This is a genomic window from Kordia algicida OT-1, from assembly GCF_000154725.1.
Classification (GTDB): Bacteria; Bacteroidota; Bacteroidia; order Flavobacteriales; family Flavobacteriaceae; genus Kordia; species Kordia algicida.
Map to the genome: position 1 here is coordinate 2,197,046 of NZ_DS544873.1, position 16,263 is coordinate 2,213,308.

Genomic DNA, 16,263 nt, shown 5'->3' on the forward strand with positions numbered 1-16,263 from the left:
ATGAAACTACTCTTGCATACAAAAAAACTTATTTTACCAGCAATTTTTCTAATTGTTGGTTTTTGCGTTTCTCAGAATACATCTTTAGACATACTTCGAAATTCAATCTCAAAATTAGATTTAGATGAATCAAAGAGTTATCTAAAAAGTATTGACACTACTGTTTTGGATAAATATGATAGAGGACTTTGGTATTTTTATAATGGCTTAAATCATAGGTCAGATGATAATCATGATAAAGGTTTTCAAAATTTACTGAGAGCAGAAGAATTATTTCAAGAATTAGATAGTATTAATAATGCTGCTGATACCAATTATGAAATACATATTCTATTGAGTCATCAAAATAATTTGGATATTGATTCGAAACCTTATTTAGATAAATATTTTAACTATGCGAAATCTAAGAAAGATACATTAATGCTTGCAAAGGCTTATTCAAGAATTGCTGTAGATTATATGGGTAAGAAAGATTTTAGTAATTCTAAATTGTATTTTGACAAAACTCTTGAGCAGTTAAAACTAATAAAAGATACTTTCAGAATAGCAGCTATTGAAATGAATATTGGGACACTTTATTACTCAGTTAAAAATAATGCTGATTCATCTCTATATTATTTTAAAAAATCATTACCAACTTTTGTAAGACATTCGAACACTGATTACATTTCATACAATTATAATAATCAGGCCAAATCTTATGAATTAAAAAAAGATTATAAAAAAGCAATTGACTTTTATAAAAAAGCAGACTCCATTACATTAAAAAAATATAATGCAAAAACAAAAGTAATCTTCTACGATAATATGGCAGAAGCATACAATAATCTTAAAGATTATGAAAATGCAGCTTTGTATTTAAACAAGTCTATTGAACTAAAAGATAGTATCAATGATATCGCCCAAAATATTGCGATCAACGAAACAAATAATAAATATAAAACTGAAGAATTGACAGATGAAAGGGATCGCTTAGAAAAGCTTAATATTATCATTGAAGCAGAAAACAAACAAACAAATAGTCTGTTAATTATATCTCTGTCAATCCTAACCCTCGTCATCATCTCCGCATATCTACTCCAAAAAAACACCCGAAAAAAACAACTCCTAGCCGAACAAGCCAAAGACCTAGAAGCACAGAAAGTAGAAAACTTATTGCAAGAGCAAGAACTAGCTAGTATTGACGCAATGATTGAAGGTCAGGAAAAAGAACGAAAACGTATCGCAGAAGATTTACACGATGATCTTGGCGCATTGATGGCAACCATTAATCTACATTTGGAAAATATTGGTTCAAAAAACAGTCCAAATGCGCTCAATAAAACAAAAACATTACTTGGCGAGGCTTATGAAAAAATACGAAACATTTCGCACATCAAAAATGCAGGTGTTATTGCCAATCAAGGATTATTGGTTGCGATTAACAACATGACTTCAAAGATAAAAAGTGCCAACAAACTCGATATTGAAGTCATCGCACACGGACTTGAAAACCGACTTGAAAATTCATTAGAATTATCCCTATTCCGAATGATTCAGGAACTTATTGCCAACATTATCAAACATGCAGAAGCCACCAAAGCAACCATTCAATTAACGCAATACGAAAAAAACCTCAACATCATCGTAGAAGACAATGGAAAAGGCTTTGACACTACAATCATAAAAGAAGTTAAGGAAACAGGAATCGGATTGGAAAACATCAAAAAACGCATCATACACCTAGAAGGTACATTCGCTATTGATAGCACCATCGGGAAAGGAACGACCATTTTAATTGACATTCCACTTACAGTATAAACTTAGCAATCAATTCAAAAATACCTACATATAAGTACTTTTCTATTACATAAAAAATACTACTTTTATACTAACTAACTACAACCATGTTACATATGAAATCATTTTTACTAACTATTTTAGGATTTTTCAGCGTTTTTACGATTTGTGCACAAGAAATCCCTGAAAGTAAATTCATTCCGCAATTAGAAAAAAAACAAAAAGAACTTACGGAATTACTAAATGAAAAAAATCAATTAAATATTGAGGTTTTAATCCACGAAAAAAATATCAAAGAACTTTCTGCAAAAAAAGAAAAAACCAAAGAAGATGAAAAGGCTTTACAAAAAGCAGAAGACGATAAAAAAGGATTACAATCAGATCTTCAAAGCATTGAAAATAAAATCACTACAAAATGTATTGAATATAGCGAATTTCAAACATTCTTAGCAAAATATCAAAACGTAGCTCAAAAAACACTAGATAAATATGATGTTAGAGCTTGTGAGTTATACAAAGAAAAAAAAGAAACTGTCGTAGAAACCACACCAGAAATAACTGCTGAAAGTAACGAAGATAAGGTAAAAAATGCACTAGAAACACGCCAAAACGCAATTGATAAGTTAGTAGACAAGAAAGATGACTTTGATGAAACAATTGCTGAAATGAATAAAAATATCAAAATGGTAGAAGCAGACATAAAAGATGCTCCTGCCAACAGCCAAGAATTGGAAAATTTTAAAGAAGACCTAAAAGAAAAAGAAAAAAGTAGAGATTCTGTATTAAAACTTGATGCAGAACTTAAAAAACAAATCATGGATTCTTGCTCGAAATTTACTGAATACAAGAAATTCCTAAAAAAACATGAGAATGTAAAAGATTCCATTCTTGATTTATACAAAGCCCGAAACTGTCGATTGTTTGTAGAAAAAGACGAACTCGATCCTGAAAAATATATCATTGTTGGAGACAACGATCCTGTAAAAGTAGATAGTTTATTCAGTAATAATAGCGCAAGGCAAGTATTGGCAAGTGTTTTCAGTATTGACAGCAAAACAAACTTAGGAACATTTGAAGTGCCAGGTGATAGAGCTTTTGTAAACTTCTATGCAGAAAACAACTCTGATGAAATCAAAAATGCACTTAATATTGAAAACCAGACAAAAGATGAAGAAAGCTATGCGCTGAGCATCAAACAAATCAAAAAGAAAAATCTTATTACGCCTATTAGTTCAGACAGTATATTGAACTTTATTGGCGAAGTTCCTGAAGGCGCATTGTTCAAATCCATTCAAATAGAATTACGCGAAGGCGGCATTGTCGATACGCGTTTGGTATTACATTCTATCGATGGAAAATTTGAATTTTACTTTGAAGGAACAACACCCGTAAGTATTCTAAACTATACGCGTAGAGTGAAAAAAAGCTTTCTCAAATATTCGCACTATGTCAGTCTTGATGGTAAAGGCGTTTACAATGAAAATGCATTACGTCATTTATTAGTAAAATATACAGAAGTGCTTGATTATCATCCAAATGCAGGTAGCAACTATGTTCCTGATGACGTAGCATACAAATTTCCATCAGACAAAGATAAAGAAGCCAAAGAAACAGGCAGACGCTCGTATCAAGTTATAAACGACAGCCATTTACAACACGTTTTAGACCTAAGAACGTATACAGATTTACTAGGATTATTTGGCGATGAAGCTAACGGATTATTCCAAATAGAAGGAAAAGCAGATTTCTTCATTCATCCTTTCAATCATAACGGAACGGCCTTTTATTACTTCAAAAAAGTTTCGCCTTACGTACGCTATTCACGATTTGATGAAGACAATGATTTTATCGCTGCGACAACTCCAGATGTAGCAACAAACGTGCTAAATCCCAATACGGGCGATCCAGCAGATTACTTTTTCTTCAACGAAAACAAATTAGGTCTCCTAGAGCGTTCAAACTTAGAAATGGGATTAGACATTAATCTTATGCATTTCAGATTTGCCAAAGAACTTCCTTTTTGGATGTCCGTGTATCTTCCTTTTAGTTATAATGTAACCAAAGTACAAACTACAGGAACAGATAGCGGCACTGAAATCATCAACGACATCAATTTTAAAACACTTGGGTATGGTGCAGGAGCAAATATTGAAATTCGTCGACTCAATAATTTTGGACTTAATGTAGGATACGAATTAAAAGGATATTCATTTATTGGAGATTATGCCCGAAACAATTTATCTGAACCAAGTTACTTAAAAACGCAAGCCGTAAAAGCAGAAGTATTTTACTATCCAGGAGAAGACAAATCAAACTCTATATTCTTGCGTATGAAAAGTATCAGAGACATTAGTTCTTCAGGAGACGATTCTTTCTTCCAACTCCAAGTCGGCTACCGATTCACGCTTGGTGTTGGCGCCATCAAAGCTAAATGATTTAATTTGTCATTCCTGCGAAGGCAAAAATCAATAGTTATGTTATACTTCCAATGAAGTAAACTCAAAAGTAGTCCCGTTGAACAATCCTTTATCACTAAGTTTTAACGACGGGATTACTAACAATGCCATAAACGACAAACTCATATATGGCGCTCGTAAAGTGCTTCCCATTTCTTTGGCAAGTTTGTCCAACTCGGCGTACTCCTCGCCTATTTCCCAACCAGTTTTATCACTCATAATTCCAGCAACAGGTAAGGAAACAACCTTTTCATCTTTTTCAGAAACGGCACAAATGCCGCCTTTATTCTCAATGAGTAAATTTACCGCTTTGCAAATAGCTTCATCCGAAACACCAACGGCAATAATATTATGTGAATCGTGCCCAACAGAGGAAGCTATTGCGCCTTCTTTCAATCCAAAATTCTTTATAAAAGCCATCGCTGGCACTTCATCTTGATAACGATTTACAACGGTCATTTTCAAAATATCTTCTGCGGTATTTGAGACCAAATTTCCATCTTCGACCAAATTATCCAAAATTAATTCGTTGGTTACCAATTCACCATCTAAAGCTTCTATCACGCGGATTTTACTTTTCGTGGCTTTGACCTGAAAATCAACCACATTCTTTGCAGAAGTATTGAAGTTATTGAGTATTTCAAACGGCACGCTGTCTATATGTGAAGTTTCCCCAGAAGCAACTCGGATGCCGTTAATGTAGGTTTCCAATACCTTAAAATTGGTTAAATCTTCCAGCACAACGAAATCGGCTGCATCGCCTTTTTGCAACTGTCCGACGTCCAACTTATAATGTTCTACAGGATTTACACAAGCAACTTGCAACACCTTAAAAATATCATTTCCTTTCGCAACTGCTCGTGCGCACAATTGGTTGATATGTCCCAATAACAAATCATCAGGATGTTTATCGTCTGAGCAAAACATCATTTCTGCATAATGTTCATCTAGCAACGGAATCAATGCTTCAAAATTCTTTGCGGCGCTTCCTTCACGAATAATCACTTTCATGCCTTTTTGTAGCTTTTCTAACGCTTCATCATAGGTAAAACATTCATGATCGGTAGAAATTCCTGCGGCAATATATTTACTAACGTCATCACCGCGTAATCCTGGCGCATGTCCATCCACAGGTTTGTCAAAATGTTTTGCCCAAGCAATTTTTTTTAACACTTCTGCATCATCAAACAACACTCCGGGATAATTCATCATTTCTGCCAAATACTTAATCTCAGGTTTTGCCAACAATTCTTTAATATCATCTGAATCAATCACAGCGCCAGCCGATTCAAAACTTGTCGCAGGAACGCAAGAAGGCGCACCAAAGTTGAACTTAAACGGAACTTTCTTTCCATTTTCAATCATAAACTCCACACCTGCTTTTCCCAACACATTGGCAATCTCATGCGGATCGGAAACCGTAGCAACAGTTCCATGTAAAACTGCCAAACGCGCAAATTCCGAAGGAACCAACATCGAACTTTCAATATGAATGTGTGCATCCACAAAACCAGGAATAATATAGGTTTCATTGTCATGATCTTTCTCCAAAATATTGACAATTTTCCCAGCTTCCGCGTGAATTTCTCCTTTATAAATTCTCTTATTAAAAATGTCTACGATGTTTCCTTGCTTAATCATTTAATACTAAATTAACGTAAAAACTTACAACAATAAACTTTTACTTACGTTACATAAAATACATTAACGAATGTAAAATTTTTAAACGATTAAATTATGAAAAAAAAGAATTTAAGTAAATTAAGCTTAAAAAAGAGCACTGTTTCTGAGTTGAATAATTCAAGGAAAATCATTGGAGGAGGAGAAAAATCTGAAAGAAGAACTAATTGTGAACTATGTCCTCAAACAGGAACTTGTGCCAACACATGTGCCAATTGTCCTAGTGATGGCTGCCCTGAACCTACAGAAGGAATATTTTGTTCTCTTAATGTAACTTGTTATATACTTGTTTAAAGATAAGTACTTGATTTTCTATTATAAAATTGAGTGCTTAACAAAAATTTTATAAAAAAGAAGAAGCCGTTTCAATAAGTTTTGAAACGGCTCTCAAAATAATGTATTTCAAGTTTTATTTCCTATCAGACAAGAAGCTATAATTCTTACTGTAATACAACATTTGGTTGTCAAATGCTGCTGGTTGTTTTATTTTGATATCAGTAATTTCGTTTGCAGTTGCATCCATATCTGGAACTAATACAGGATTTACAAATCCACCATTAGGGTTTGCTTTAAACTGTTCATTACGTTTTAAAACCTCAGCATGAATTTTTTGATCTACTTTTATTCCATAACCTTCTACCAAAGCGCGTGCTGCTTCAAAATCTCCTTCAGATTTGATACGTTGTGTTTCACGTAATAACTCACCAAATAATTCACGAAGTTTTACATAATCTTTGATGTCATAATATGTTTTCCCGTCACGAGTAACTTTTTCAATTACGTTATCTTTTTGTCCTTTTTCAAAAACCCAAGCAGAAACCCATTGTCTGTTTACCATGTGATCTTCTTCAACATCATCACCAAGTTTTAAACGAACTAATTGCGTCATCAAACCATTTCTGATATATCCATCATACGCCGCTTTTCCAACACCTTCAGTATCTTCTACCAATCCAAGTTCTTTTAATTTTGGATCCATTAAATAATACAATCCAACCAAATCTGCTCTACCTTCTTCTAAAGTTGAAGCATAGTTTTTTAAGGTTTCTTTTGGCTGACCGATACCTGGATTTATTTGACCAGAAGCATGACCAATTACTTCGTGCAATGACGTATGTAATTTATCAGCTAATTTTCCATATTTCAATTCTAGTTGTAATTCTTCGTCATCATGTACAAACTCTTTTAATCTTCCAGACCCACCATTTTGTCCATAAGCATTAATGATGTTTGCTAATGATACTGACTTAGAACCGTGTTCTTGACGAATCCAGTTGTTGTTTGGTAAGTTAACACCAATTGGAGTTTTTGGTGAAGCATCTCCTGCTTCTCCTGCTACATTAATGGATTTATAAGAAACACCAACTACATTTTTCTTTTTGTGACTATCAATTAATGGAGAATTATCTTCAAACCATTGTGCATTTTCAGACAAAACTGCCATTTTCTTAGACATATCAACGTCTTTAACTTGTACAATTGTTTCGTACGAACCTCTGTATCCTTTTGGATCGTTGTATACTTCAATAAATCCGTTAATCCAATCAATATTTCCTTCAGTAGAAGTTGCCCAGGAAATACAGTATTGATCCCAAGTATCTAAGCTTCCCGTTTTGTAATATTCAATTAGTAAACCTAATGTTTTAGCTTGCTTTTCATTTTCAGCAACTCCTTTTGCTTTTTCCAACCAATAAATAATTTTATCAATTGCCTCACCATACATTCCGCCAGATTTCCATACTTTCTCTACTAATTTTCCGTTTTCACGAACTAATTTCGAGTTTAACCCTGCTTCAATTGGTCTTCCTTCTGGACCTTTGTAAGCTGTTTTATAAAATTCTTCAACATCTGCATTGGTAATGTCTGGACCATAAAAATTAACCGCAGAAACCAATACGTTATCTACACCATCTTTTTTATTTACCTTCTTATTATCTTTATCGTTAAAGATGACTTCTAAAGCTTCTCCTTGTAATGTTGTATTTGTATCTGTCAACAAACTTTCTAAATATGCTTTAGAAAATGCTGGCTTTAATTTATCATTTGAATTATGATGATGAATACCATTTGAAACCCAAACCATTTTTAAGTATTCTTCAAAAGCCTTCCAATCATCAGACGTTTTATCACCTTCATAATTTACATACACATTTTCCAATGCTTTTCTAATCGTTAAATTATGACGATAGTTTTGATCCCACATAATATCTCGCCCAGAAAGTCCAGCTTGTGTTAAATAATACACTAGCTTTTTTTCTTTTAAAGTCAATTCATCAAATCCTGGAATTTCATATCTTAAAATATCAACATCACCAAATTCTTCTACTTTAAATTCCATTTTTCCATTCTCCGCAACTTCTATAAATTGTGCTTCGTACGGATCTGTCTTACTAACTTCTTCTTTTTTTTCTGCACAAGAAAATAGCATTCCTGCTGCCAGTGCTAATCCTGCAATCGATTTTAATTTCATTTGTTTGTTTTTATTGTTTTTGTTTTGGTCGAATGTACTATATCAAATAGCTTCATTAAATAATGAAATAATTTGGCTACGAGTGTTTTACACGTTTCGTAATATATTTTTAGAAAAACTCAAAGAATTGCAAAATTCTCAAAAAATCCTCATCATTTTGCCACAAATGTAATCAATTCACTAAAACATTAAAAATTTGTACATTAGCAATACGAACTAATACACCCGAAATAATATGAAAATCCTAAAGTACCTATTGCTGTTACTACTTGTACTCGTTGTAGCTGGAGCAATTTATGTAGAAACGAGACCTAGCGACTTTAAAATCTCCCGAAGTAAAGTCATCAACGCGCCACCTGCCGCCATTTTTAATAATATTAGCGATTTTAAAAATTGGGAAGCTTGGAATCCTTGGATGGAAAAAGATTCTACCATAGTAGCATCATATCCTGAGCAAACTGCTGGTATTGGCGGTTCTTATAGTTGGACGAGTAAAGATGGACCTGGAAGAATGAAAAACTTATCAATGGTAGCCAACAAATCACTTGAACAAGAGTTACAATTTGCTGATTATGATCCAAATAAAGTAACTTGGAAACTCGAAGAAGTTGAAGAAGGAACTAAAGTCACTTGGACGATGAGTGGAGAAAATTCCCCTTTTATGTTTAAAATGTTTGCCGCATTATATGGCGGAATGGATAATATGATTGGTCCTGACTACGAAAAAGGACTCGAAAATTTAAATAACGTTATGACAGAATATATGAAAAACAACCCAATACCAACATTCCGATTAGGCGAAATTTCACAACATGAAGGTTCTGCTAAGCAATTTACAGGATATTACCAGAAAACCTCAACAGAGACAAGTCCTGAAGAAATGACAAAATTATTTATGCAATTCATGCCAAAAGCTGGACAATATGCTGCTGCAAATAAATTAGAAAATTACACGCCAGGAGCATTATACATAAAATGGGATGAAGAAACCAAAGAAGCTGAATTTTATATTGGACTTCTCTTAGATAACGATACAGCAATTCCTGATGCGGACGGAATGACAAAAAGTATTATTCCTGCTGGAAAAGTTATAAAAATTTCAAAATTTGGTCCGTATGGAATTGGCGATATGGAAGCGCACATGAAGATTGCCACTTACATGAACGAAAATAAATTAGTACCTGCAGGACCTGTCTGGGAATTGTATGTAAACGATCCTACAACGGTAAAGCCTGAGGATGTACAAACTGATATCTACTATTTGGTAAAAACTGCTGAGTAAAAAATTTTAAAACCTTTATGAAGATTGTCTAAACTGTATTCAAAATGATTACTTTTAGACAATCTTTTTATTTTTAGCAACATATGAAAGCACTTTTATTGGTTTTCCTTGGCGGAGGATTTGGAAGCACCTTGCGTTTTCTATTAGGAAAATATTTGAATAGTTCTGCAACAGGAATTCCCTACGGAACGTTTGCCGCAAACATTTTGGGAAGTCTATTGATTGGAATTATTTTAGGAATGGCTGCTAAAAATCAAGCGATCAATCAGCAACATACCTTATTACTTGCTACGGGTTTTTGTGGTGGCTTTACCACGTTTTCAACGTTTGCGTATGAAAATCATGTCTTCTTAAAATCTGGAGATTTCATGACCTTCTTTCTGTATACAATTGCAAGTTTTGTAATTGGTTTTGCGGCAGTTTTCTTAGGAATGTTTGTGGTTAAATATTTTTAACCGAAAAAGACAAGCCTGAAAATTAATGTTTCTTGTAAGCTTTCACGCCAGCTTTTACTTCCGTTTTCATAAAATTGACTCTTGGTGGCACAGGACATGAATAACGATCACTGTATGCACAGTATGGATTGTATGCTTTGTTAAAATCAATTTCTAATGTATTCCCTGATGGAATTTTAACATCAATATAACGTCCGCCGCCATAACTTTCAAATCCGTTGGTTTCATCTGTAAATGGCAAAAATAAATCGTCTTTATATTTCGGATCTTTATTCGGATCTTGACTTTGATATACTTCTAATGAGAACTCTTTTCCGTTCAGTTTAAAAGTTGCAATTCCGTAGCATTTATAAATTGGCGTTCGCGAGGTAGATGTTTTCATTTTGAATGATTTTGCATCTGGCGTCAACTTAAAACTTGCCGTAACTTTATATGCTTCATCTACAGGAAAAAATTCTAATGCTTTAAATGTTTTTAAATCTTTAGGTGTCAATGGTGATTTGGTAGCATCTTTAAATTCTGAATTTAATTCTCGCTGAAAATCAGTTTCTCCAACAAGCATTCTTTTTTCTTGCGCACAACTCACAGTCAACATTAAAACACACAAAATCAAGCAAATATTTTTCATCGTTTACGATTCAATTTAATTAAACAATTTCTGAGACAGAATAATTCCAAAAATACAATTTGTCATTAAATAATTGAAGATTTTTATTATTTGTATCCTTTTTTTATGTAGTTTTGAATCAAATCATAGAAATAATGACAATTACCACAGTAAATAAGTATGTACAAAGATCTTCTTGGATAAGGAGTTCGGATGCTTATATATTGTGCTGATATAGATATCACATAATACAATTGTAAAAGTCCGACTTCACCGTCGGACTTTTTTATTTTAACAATATTTCAAAATCAAAAAACTACCAATATTAACCAACCAAAAATACGAATCATGAAAAAAATGTATATCAATTACATGGCTTCATTTAAAGGATTATCAAAAGAAATATGGTTTCTTTCGCTTATTTCGCTTGTAAACAGAGCTGGAACAATGGTTATTCCGTTTTTGTCATTGTATTTAAAAAAAGATATGGGACTCACAGAAACGGATATCGGTTCTATTTTTGCTTTCTTCGGAATTGGCTCTGTGATTGGCTCATGGCTTGGAGGAAAACTGACAGATATTTTCGGTTTTTATAAAATAATGATTACCAGCCTTTTCTTAACAGGAATGTGTTTTATTGCACTACAATACATAGATTCTTTTTGGGGATTTTGTATTGCTATCTTAATCACAATGTCTATTGCAGACACTTTCAGACCTGCTATTTTTGTAGCGATAAAAGCTTATAGCAAACCCGAAAATCAAACAAGATCTGTTGGTTTGATACGACTTGCTATTAATGCAGGTATGGGAATTGGACCTACGTTAGCTGGGTTAATCATAGTCACTCAAGGATACAATTTATTATTTTGGATTGATGGCATTACCCGTATTATAGCCCTTTTGTTATTTGGCTATTTAGTAAAAGATCCTAAAGTAAAACCATCAGACATACCGTGGTAAGCATAACAATTTAGACAAAAACATCGTATATAAAGACATTTCTTTTTGGATTCATTCTTTTATTTGTTTTCTTTTTGGGATGGCTTTTTTTCAGTTATTCACAACCATACCATTATATTATGATGAGGTATTTCACCTTAATGAATTTAAAATTGGAATCCTTTTATTTCTGAATGTAGCAATTATTGTAGTGTTTGAAATGCCACTTCTTAATTATTTAGAGAAACAACGAATTCCTATTGTAAAATATATCATAATGTCTTGTATATTACTTACAGTTAGCTTTTTAGTAATGTACCAAAATTTCTGGATTGGAATTTTGATTATAAGTATTATTCTTATGACACTCAGTGAAATGCTAGGCTTTCCGTACACAAACAGATATGCCTTAAATAGAGCTAAAGATGGTCTTGAAGGTAGTTATATGGCGATGTATGCGATGTCCTTTTCTATAGCACACATTTTCAGCCCGAAAATAGGATTTGATATTGTTGAAAAGTTTGGATATCAAGCAAACTGGTTGGTTAGTGGATTGTATGGAGTTATTGGAATTATACTAGCTATTTGGTTGAGTAAACGAACACAAAAAGGATTGTAATATGAATTTAAATCAAGTAACTATTTCGTCAACAGATGTTGCCAAAGCAACAAAATTTTATAAAAAACTAGGATTGCGTCTTATTGTAGACGCACTTCCTAGATATGTTCGTTTTGAATGTCCCGACGGCGAGGCAACTTTTTCAATTCATCATGTTGAAAAAATGTCTGAAAGCCATAATATTACTTTGTATTTTGAGAATGCTACTTTAGATGAAAAAGTTATTGAATTACAAGCAAAAGGCATTAACTTTATCAGTTTACCAGAAGATAAATCATGGAATTGGCGAGAAGCACATTTACATGATTTAGATGGAAACAAATTGATTCTGTTTAAAGCTGGTAAAGACAGAAAGAATCCGCCGTGGCGAGTTGATGGTTAGTTTCGCTTCGCTCAATTCAAGGATTCAAGGTTGTTTCGATTTTAAGTTGTGATATATAAAGAAGCATGTTCTTTTGTGAATTAACTTATTGCTTTTACATCTTCAATTATAAAGTTCAACTTTGGAAACTTTGCTGTTAGAATTGTTAAACAAATTTTATTGTTTTCTCTACGTGTTAACGCTGTAAAGATTAAGTAATTCGTAGATACTTTACGCATATGCAATTTAAAGTAAATTGCTACCTTCGCAAGAATGACAAGCATATAATTAAACAAGCAATGTGATTCAAAAGCGTTCACCTTGAACGAAGTCGAAAAGAAGCGATCCAAAAATGAAAAAGATAGCTGAGCTTGTCGAAGCTACATCTTTTTATACATCGCCTTCAGTTTCTCTCGCGTAATGATTTCTTGCCAGTTTTTGCCCAATGCATTTTCCCAAAGTGGTACTAACATCAATGCAATATCAATCATTTTATCAAACTCTTTGTCGGTCAAATTTGCACAAATTCCTGTAGGAATATCGATATCGTGTTTGCGTACCATTTTTTTGAATTCTGAAACGCCTTGCGGATAAAATTCTTCCAAATGATTGAACACTATACAATTTCCAATTCCGTGTTTTGTACCGAGTAAATACGAAAGTCCGTAACTCATGGCATGTGCAACTCCAACTTGCGAATAGGCAATACTCATACCACCGTGCCAAGAAGCCATCATCAATTTATCTTCCGAATCTTCATCACGCACATTTTTTTCTAGGAATACATTACGACATAATTCTAGTGCTTTTTCCCCGTAACTTTGACTAAACGCATTGAGATACGTTCCTGTCAATGATTCTATACAATGAATATAACAGTCCATTCCGGTGTAAAACCACTGATTTTGTGGCACGCCACGCGTTAATTCAGGGTCTAAAACTACTTGGTCAAACGGCGTATAATCTGAGTTAATTCCAAGTTTTTTTTCAGGTCCAGTTAATACCGTTGTTCGTGAAACTTCGGCGCCAGTTCCTGAAATTGTCGGAATTCCAACATGATATACAGCTTCTGTACTTACCAAATCCCAACCTTGATAATCGGCGGCACTTCCTTCATTGGTCAACATAATTGCGACTGCTTTTGCCATATCGAGCAAGGTTCCGCCACCAATTCCAATAATTCCTGATGGATTTTCCGTGAAACGAGATTTTAGTTCAGCGACCAATGCATCAACTTGAGACGTTTTTGGTTCTTCTTCCGCAGAAACAAAAATAATTTGATCTAAAAAACGAAGTGGAATTCTATCAATCAACCAAGGATTGTGCTCAAAAACATCATCTACCAAAAAGATAAATGGCGCTTTTGTATTGACACGTTTTGGCGCAAGAATTTCTTGTATCTGGTTAAAACTTCCTCTGCCGAAGATGACTCTGGGAACCATTGGAAAGTTTTTATACTGCATAGTTAGTTAGGTTTAATAGTGTAAATATAAATATTACGTTAGGTTATTTAGTGTTTCAACAAATATTCTTGAAACTTTTCGGTAAACTGTCCTACATGATAGCCATCCATCAATGCGTGATTTACGGAAACTGAAACCGTCATTATTTTTTTATCATTTTTAACTTCCATTTTACTGAAAGCGATTCTTGGAACCGATTCTTTTTTTCCATGAAAAGGTTCTTTATGTCCTGTAAAACTCGTCCAAGGAAGCGCTGAACAAAACACACAATCCTCTGTATTTTTAGGCGGAAATAATTCGTCTGAATTGAAAATACGCTCTTTTTCTTTTTCTAGATTTTGCTTAAATATTTCAAAATTGGCATCGTAATCTATAAACGAAAAACCAAAAGTCTTGTTTGGTCGCATAATCGTTGATGAAGCGTGAATGGCTTCGTGTATTACAACTTCATCTTCATTCTCAATGCGATATTTAAATGCTTCTACCGAATTAACAGCTTGCATACAATCGTGCAAATAAACCGCAAAAAAGCTATTTCCAGAAGCTTTTGCAAATTCATACGCTTTTGTGACATCCATTGGCGCTGCAACTGCAAAAAACGGATCTTGAAATGTATTGAAAAATTCAAAATGCTTTCTTCGATTCCACGTGGCTACATTTAGTTTCTTCATTACAAATAGTTTAACACTTCAACAATGTTTTTTACGACATCATACGCATCAGATTCTTCGTTTGGCGAAACGGTTTCATGTTGCCAAGTTGTGTGAAATGGAACATGAATTGCCTTTCCTCCTATGTTTATAATTGGCAAAACGTCTGATTTTAGCGAATTGCCAATCATCAAAAATTCGTTCACATTTATTTCTAAATGATCGAGTAAGTCTTGATAATTTTTCTCTTTTTTGTCGCTCATCACTTCTACATGATGAAAGTATTTGGTCAAGCCAGATTTTTCTAATTTGCGTTCTTGATCCAGCAAATCGCCTTTCGTTAAGACTAATAATCTGTATTTTTTGTTTAAATTTTCTAAAACTTCTTCAATGCCATCGAGCAATTCTACTGGCATAGAAATCATTTCTTTGCCTAAATCGATGATTTCAGAAAGTACTTTGTTTGAAATTTTCCCGTTAGAGAGTTCAATTGCACTTTCTACCATAGAAAGCATAAAACCTTTAATACCGTATCCGTAGATTGGAAGGTTTTTCATTTCCATTTTAAATAATTCCTGATCGATCGTATTTTCGGTTTCGTAAGCAGATAACAATTTGGCAAACTTATGCTCCACGTCTCTAAAGTAGGTTTCGTTTACCCAAAGTGTATCATCAGCATCAAAAGCAATGACTTTTATGTTTTTATATTTCATTACTTCCACTGTTTTTTTGCACGTTCTAGATCTTCTGGCGTATCTATTTCAACACCTTCAACCGTAGTTTCTACCATTTTTATTTTTTTGCCGAATTCTAAATAACGAATACATTCTATTTTTTCAGTGGCTTCTAGCATTTTCATTGGCAATTCGGCAAAATCGAGTAATGCTTGTTTGCGAAACGCATAGATTCCTTTGTGTTTGTAATATTTGGCACCTGCATTTTTATCTCTTGGAAAGGGAATTGGAGAACGAGAAAAGTACAACGCAAAACTACGTTGGTCTACAATCACTTTTACGGTATTTGGATTGTTGATTTCGTCCCAATCCTTGATTTCTACCATCAATGAAGCCAAATCGATTTCTTTGTTGGGATCGTCATGAAATACATTGATGACTTTTTCTAAACTTGCCTTTTCTGTAAACGGTTCGTCACCTTGCACATTGATTACAATATCCGCTTCCACGTCTTGTACCGCTTCTGCAATACGATCACTTCCAGATTCGTGTTCCTTTTTGCTCATAATTACGTTTCCGCCATGACGACTCACTTCTTCACGGATAATATCACTATCTGTTACTACAAAGACTTCTTCAAACAAACCTGTAGCAACGGTGGCTTCATACGTTCTCGTAATCACGGTTTTTCCGTGCAAATCTTGCATGAGCTTTCCGGGAAATCGGGAAGCTGCATATCGTGCGGGAATCATTGCTATAATTTTCAAAGGCTGTAGTTTGTAGTTTTATAGTTTCAAAAGTACAATTTTAATGTAAGATTCTCAA

General features: G+C 33.8%; 15 protein-coding genes. 8 read left to right on the top strand and 7 right to left on the bottom strand.

The genetic code is table 11. The features are described 5' to 3' along the window. Both KAOT1_RS09385 and KAOT1_RS09390 read left to right on the top strand, forming a co-directional pair. Positions 1-1,800: a tetratricopeptide repeat-containing sensor histidine kinase gene (locus tag KAOT1_RS09385; protein WP_007094550.1), complete on the top strand. Its 1,800-nt coding sequence runs from the start codon at positions 1-3 to the stop codon at positions 1,798-1,800. A 95-nt stretch (positions 1,801-1,895) separates the two neighbouring features. Next, positions 1,896-4,214 carry a coiled-coil domain-containing protein gene (locus KAOT1_RS09390; RefSeq protein ID WP_007094551.1) on the top strand — a complete coding sequence of 773 codons (2,319 nt, stop codon included), beginning with the start codon at positions 1,896-1,898 and terminating at the stop codon, positions 4,212-4,214. Between the two features lie 42 nt (positions 4,215-4,256). Here the strand turns inward: KAOT1_RS09390 and ade are convergent, their stop codons facing one another. After that, positions 4,257-5,876 carry an adenine deaminase gene (gene ade, locus KAOT1_RS09395; RefSeq protein ID WP_007094552.1) on the bottom strand — a complete coding sequence of 540 codons (1,620 nt, stop codon included), beginning with the start codon at positions 5,874-5,876 and terminating at the stop codon, positions 4,257-4,259. A 96-nt stretch (positions 5,877-5,972) separates the two neighbouring features. On the opposite strand from ade, the gene KAOT1_RS09400 reads away from it, so the two are divergent. Beyond that, complete coding sequence (locus tag KAOT1_RS09400; protein WP_040559445.1) at positions 5,973-6,209, top strand: class I lanthipeptide; 237 nt, start codon at positions 5,973-5,975, stop codon at positions 6,207-6,209. A gap of 115 nt (positions 6,210-6,324) precedes the next feature. On the opposite strand, the gene KAOT1_RS09405 is transcribed toward KAOT1_RS09400, so the two are convergent. Further along, positions 6,325-8,385, bottom strand: a complete 2,061-nt coding sequence (locus KAOT1_RS09405) for a dipeptidyl-peptidase 3 family protein (RefSeq protein ID WP_007094554.1) — start codon at positions 8,383-8,385, stop codon at positions 6,325-6,327. Between the two features lie 235 nt (positions 8,386-8,620). Here KAOT1_RS09405 and KAOT1_RS21975 point away from each other — a divergent pair, with 235 nt between their 5' ends. Continuing rightward, positions 8,621-9,667, top strand: a complete 1,047-nt coding sequence (locus KAOT1_RS21975) for an SRPBCC family protein (RefSeq protein ID WP_007094555.1) — start codon at positions 8,621-8,623, stop codon at positions 9,665-9,667. 83 nt (positions 9,668-9,750) lie between these two features. Next, positions 9,751-10,122 (top strand): fluoride efflux transporter CrcB, encoded by a 372-nt coding sequence (gene crcB, locus KAOT1_RS09415; RefSeq protein WP_007094556.1) that lies wholly within the window; start codon positions 9,751-9,753, stop codon positions 10,120-10,122. 22 nt (positions 10,123-10,144) lie between these two features. On the opposite strand, the gene KAOT1_RS09420 is transcribed toward crcB, so the two are convergent. Then, positions 10,145-10,750, bottom strand: coding sequence for a DUF1684 domain-containing protein (locus KAOT1_RS09420; RefSeq protein ID WP_040559446.1), 606 nt, complete (start codon positions 10,748-10,750; stop codon positions 10,145-10,147). Between the two features lie 327 nt (positions 10,751-11,077). Between KAOT1_RS09420 and KAOT1_RS23680 the strand changes: the two genes are divergently transcribed. The 3 genes from KAOT1_RS23680 (at position 11,078) to KAOT1_RS09430 (ending at position 12,672) form a co-directional block, all read left to right on the top strand. Further along, positions 11,078-11,692, top strand: a complete 615-nt coding sequence (locus KAOT1_RS23680; RefSeq protein WP_007094558.1) for an MFS transporter — start codon at positions 11,078-11,080, stop codon at positions 11,690-11,692. A 79-nt stretch (positions 11,693-11,771) separates the two neighbouring features. Beyond that, on the top strand, positions 11,772-12,290 hold the full coding sequence (locus KAOT1_RS23685) for an MFS transporter (protein ID WP_007094559.1): 519 nt from the start codon (positions 11,772-11,774) through the stop codon (positions 12,288-12,290). Between the two features lies 1 nt (position 12,291). After that, on the top strand, positions 12,292-12,672 hold the full coding sequence (locus tag KAOT1_RS09430; protein ID WP_007094560.1) for a VOC family protein: 381 nt from the start codon (positions 12,292-12,294) through the stop codon (positions 12,670-12,672). A 359-nt stretch (positions 12,673-13,031) separates the two neighbouring features. Here the strand turns inward: KAOT1_RS09430 and KAOT1_RS09440 are convergent, their stop codons facing one another. From KAOT1_RS09440 to kdsB, 4 genes are read right to left on the bottom strand one after another with little or no spacing between them, the layout of a single operon-like run. Continuing rightward, positions 13,032-14,114, bottom strand: coding sequence for an iron-containing alcohol dehydrogenase family protein (locus KAOT1_RS09440; RefSeq protein WP_040559447.1), 1,083 nt, complete (start codon positions 14,112-14,114; stop codon positions 13,032-13,034). A gap of 47 nt (positions 14,115-14,161) precedes the next feature. Continuing rightward, positions 14,162-14,785: a CatA-like O-acetyltransferase gene (locus KAOT1_RS09445; protein ID WP_007094563.1), complete on the bottom strand. Its 624-nt coding sequence runs from the start codon at positions 14,783-14,785 to the stop codon at positions 14,162-14,164. Then, a complete protein-coding gene (locus tag KAOT1_RS09450; RefSeq protein ID WP_007094564.1) occupies positions 14,785-15,477 on the bottom strand; it encodes an HAD family hydrolase in 693 nt (230 codons plus the stop codon). The genes KAOT1_RS09445 and KAOT1_RS09450 overlap by 1 nt, the downstream gene beginning before the upstream one ends. Further along, positions 15,477-16,190: a 3-deoxy-manno-octulosonate cytidylyltransferase gene (gene kdsB, locus KAOT1_RS09455; RefSeq protein WP_007094565.1), complete on the bottom strand. Its 714-nt coding sequence runs from the start codon at positions 16,188-16,190 to the stop codon at positions 15,477-15,479. Before kdsB ends, KAOT1_RS09450 begins: the two co-directional genes overlap by 1 nt. Positions 16,191-16,263 lie beyond the last annotated feature (73 nt).

Coding starts and splice junctions, on each gene's coding strand:
- KAOT1_RS09385 (WP_007094550.1), top strand. CDS start 1: ATGAAACTACTCTTGCATACAAAAAAACTTATTTTACCAGCAATTTTT.
- KAOT1_RS09390 (WP_007094551.1), top strand. CDS start 1,896: ATGAAATCATTTTTACTAACTATTTTAGGATTTTTCAGCGTTTTTACG.
- ade (WP_007094552.1), bottom strand. CDS start 5,876: ATGATTAAGCAAGGAAACATCGTAGACATTTTTAATAAGAGAATTTAT.
- KAOT1_RS09400 (WP_040559445.1), top strand. CDS start 5,973: ATGAAAAAAAAGAATTTAAGTAAATTAAGCTTAAAAAAGAGCACTGTT.
- KAOT1_RS09405 (WP_007094554.1), bottom strand. CDS start 8,385: ATGAAATTAAAATCGATTGCAGGATTAGCACTGGCAGCAGGAATGCTA.
- KAOT1_RS21975 (WP_007094555.1), top strand. CDS start 8,621: ATGAAAATCCTAAAGTACCTATTGCTGTTACTACTTGTACTCGTTGTA.
- crcB (WP_007094556.1), top strand. CDS start 9,751: ATGAAAGCACTTTTATTGGTTTTCCTTGGCGGAGGATTTGGAAGCACC.
- KAOT1_RS09420 (WP_040559446.1), bottom strand. CDS start 10,750: ATGAAAAATATTTGCTTGATTTTGTGTGTTTTAATGTTGACTGTGAGT.
- KAOT1_RS23680 (WP_007094558.1), top strand. CDS start 11,078: ATGAAAAAAATGTATATCAATTACATGGCTTCATTTAAAGGATTATCA.
- KAOT1_RS23685 (WP_007094559.1), top strand. CDS start 11,772: ATGGCTTTTTTTCAGTTATTCACAACCATACCATTATATTATGATGAG.
- KAOT1_RS09430 (WP_007094560.1), top strand. CDS start 12,292: ATGAATTTAAATCAAGTAACTATTTCGTCAACAGATGTTGCCAAAGCA.
- KAOT1_RS09440 (WP_040559447.1), bottom strand. CDS start 14,114: ATGCAGTATAAAAACTTTCCAATGGTTCCCAGAGTCATCTTCGGCAGA.
- KAOT1_RS09445 (WP_007094563.1), bottom strand. CDS start 14,785: ATGAAGAAACTAAATGTAGCCACGTGGAATCGAAGAAAGCATTTTGAA.
- KAOT1_RS09450 (WP_007094564.1), bottom strand. CDS start 15,477: ATGAAATATAAAAACATAAAAGTCATTGCTTTTGATGCTGATGATACA.
- kdsB (WP_007094565.1), bottom strand. CDS start 16,190: ATGATTCCCGCACGATATGCAGCTTCCCGATTTCCCGGAAAGCTCATG.